Origin of the sequence: Rhodococcus sp. R1101, from assembly GCF_000278445.1 — a bacterium.
Classification (GTDB): Bacteria; Actinomycetota; Actinomycetes; order Mycobacteriales; family Mycobacteriaceae; genus Rhodococcus; species Rhodococcus gordoniae.
The window spans coordinates 1-2,618 of the sequence record NZ_AJVB01000514.1; the positions used below are offsets into that span (position 1 = coordinate 1).

The window sequence follows — 2,618 nt, forward strand, 5'->3', positions numbered from 1 at the left end:
GGTCGAAGTACCGCACTCCGGCGATCGCGCCACCGACAACCGACACCACGAGCGCGGTGTTCGCCGCCCACCGCGGAGCGTAGGCAGCGAGGGCGTACACCGCGGCCGGTACCGCGAACGGTGCCGCGGCGTTCATTTCCGGGAGGATCGCCAGATGTAGGTAGGCGGCTGCCGCCACGATCCCACCGGCGACGACGGGACGGGTGCGTCGCCACGCCAGCGGCACCGTCATCGCGACGGCCACGCCGGTCGCCCACGGCCCTTCGTCCGCGGGGAGCGTCCCGGCCACACCCACGAATGCGAGCGCAGCGGCCAGGACCGCGTCGATCGTCCCGACATGGTCCCGGCTCCAGCGGTGCCACCGCTCGACCAGAGGCACCTTCGGGCCCGTCAGCCGAGCAGTTTCTGCCGCAATGCCTCGTCCTTCTCGAGCACCATCTGCTCGAGACCCGCCTGGAACCGTTCCATCCGCTCGCGCAGGGCCGGATCGGAGGCGCCGAGGATGCGGGCGGCGAGCAGACCCGCGTTGCGGGCGCCGCCGATGGAGACGGTGGCGACGGGAACACCGGCCGGCATCTGCACGATCGACAGGAGCGAATCCATACCGTCGAGGTACTTCAGCGGTACCGGCACACCGATCACCGGCAGCGGGGTCGCCGAGGCCACCATGCCCGGCAGGTGCGCGGCGCCGCCGGCACCGGCGATGACGACCTTGATACCGCGACCGGCGGCGTCCTTCGCGTAGTCGAGCATCCGCTGCGGCGTGCGGTGCGCCGAGACGACACCCACCTCGAAGCGGATCCCGAACTCGACGAGCGCCTCGGCTGCGGCCTGCATGGTCGGCCAGTCCGAGTCGCTGCCCATGATCAGGCCGACCTGTGCGCCCTGCACCGCGTCATTCACCGTTTTCTCCCGTGTGTTCGTTCCAACCGTCGGTCCACACCGCGTGCGACAGCCAGTGCGCCGCGCGTTCGGCGCGCTCACGCACCGCAGCGACGTACTCGGGATCGTCGATCGATCCGGACGGTGCGCCGAGCACGTTGACGTGGCCGATCTTGCGGTCCTTGCGCTCCCCCTTGCCGTAGAGGTGCACATGCACGTCGGGCATCCGGGCGAACAGATGGTGCAGACGCTCGTCCATGCTCATCGCCGGCGCCTCGGGCGCACCGAGTACGTTCGCCATCACCGTCACCGGGGCGATCGGGGTCGTGTCGCCGAGCGGATAGTCGAGCACGGCCCGCAGGTGCTGTTCGAACTGGCCGGTGCGTGCACCGTCCATGCCCCAGTGGCCGGAATTGTGCGGACGCATCGCGAGTTCGTTGACGACCAGTTCACCGGAGCGGGTCTCGAACAGCTCGACTGCCATGACACCGACGACGCCGAGCTCTCCCGCGATCCGCAGGGCGAGCTGCTCGGCGGCGGTCGCGACGTCCTCGGCCAGATCCGGGGCAGGTGCGATGACGACGGCGCACTGACCGTCGCGTTGGACGGTCTCGACGACCGGCCACGACGCACCCTGACCGAACGGGGACCGGGCGACCATCGCCGACAGTTCCCGCGTCCACTCGACCTTCTCCTCGGCGAGGAGCGGGACGCCGGCGGCGAGCTGCTCGGCGACGACCCGGTCGAGTTCGGCGTGATCGTCGAGGATCCACACACCGCGGCCGTCGTAACCACCGCGCGCGGCCTTGAGCACGTACGGATCACCGAGCGTGTCCAGGGCCGCGCGGGCGTCCTCGACCGAGGTGATCTCCGCGAACTTCGGCATCGGCGCGCCGAGCGCACCGAGCCGCTTCCGCATCGCGATCTTGTCCTGGGCGTAGATCAAGGCCTGCGGGGGCGGCAGCACCGCGACACCCTCGCGCTGGAGCACCTCGAGGTGCTCGGTGGGAACGCCTTCGTGGTCGAAGGTGAGCGCGTGCGCACCGGTCGCGGCGCGGCGGAGGGCGTCGAGGTCGTCGTGACTGCCGATCACCACGTTCGGGCTGACCTGCGCGGCGGGTTCGTCCGGGCCGGCCGCGAGCACGCGCAGCGTCTGACCGAGGGCGATGGCCGCCTGATGCGTCATCCGCGCGAGCTGGCCTCCGCCGATCATCGTGACGACGGGCATGCCGGTCGTCAGGGTGCGGGGGGTATCGGATCGGGGGGACGAATCAGGTCTGCCTGTCACGGCTGTCCATGGTGTCACAGCATGTCGTCACGCCGTCCCGGGGCACCACGGACGAGCGACGGAGGCGTGTGGGAATGCCGACATGTGCGGTCGGGTTTCGGAAATTCACCTCCACGTTTCGTACACTTCTCCAAGTGGCCGTCGTCGATGAAGCGTTGAGCAGAGTTCCCCAGCCTTTGCGGGGGCTGTTGCTCCGGCATCGCGAATTGATCAAGTTCGCCATCGTCGGCGGTACGACCTTCGTGATCGACTCGTCGATCTTCTACACGCTCAAGCTCACGATCCTGGCCGAGAAGCCGGTGACCGCCAAGATCATCGCCGGCGTGGTCGCAGTGATCTGCTCGTACATCCTCAACCGCGAATGGTCCTTCCGTAACCGCGGTGGCCGCGAGCGTGCCCACGAGGCGTTCCTGTTCTTCTTCATCAGCGGGATCGGGGTGGTGCTGTC

4 protein-coding genes are annotated in these 2,618 nt (G+C 69.1%); 1 reads left to right on the forward strand and 3 read right to left on the reverse strand.

Annotation, left to right across the window (positions count from 1 at the left end; all coding sequences use genetic code 11):
* From R1101_RS27885 to R1101_RS0120800, 3 genes are all read right to left on the reverse strand, one after another.
* Nucleotides 1-379: DUF7134 domain-containing protein (locus R1101_RS27885; protein ID WP_037224373.1), on the reverse strand; the 379-nt coding region annotated here is incomplete at its 3' end.
* A gap of 11 nt (nt 380-390) precedes the next feature.
* A complete protein-coding gene (gene purE, locus R1101_RS0120795) occupies nt 391-903 on the reverse strand; it encodes a 5-(carboxyamino)imidazole ribonucleotide mutase (RefSeq protein ID WP_016935202.1) in 513 nt (170 codons plus the stop codon).
* A complete protein-coding gene (locus R1101_RS0120800) occupies nt 896-2,170 on the reverse strand; it encodes a 5-(carboxyamino)imidazole ribonucleotide synthase (RefSeq protein WP_026003539.1) in 1,275 nt (424 codons plus the stop codon). Before R1101_RS0120800 ends, purE begins: the two co-directional genes overlap by 8 nt.
* A gap of 134 nt (nt 2,171-2,304) precedes the next feature.
* Here R1101_RS0120800 and R1101_RS27895 point away from each other — a divergent pair.
* Nucleotides 2,305-2,618: GtrA family protein (locus R1101_RS27895; RefSeq protein ID WP_037224374.1), on the forward strand; the 314-nt coding region annotated here is incomplete at its 3' end.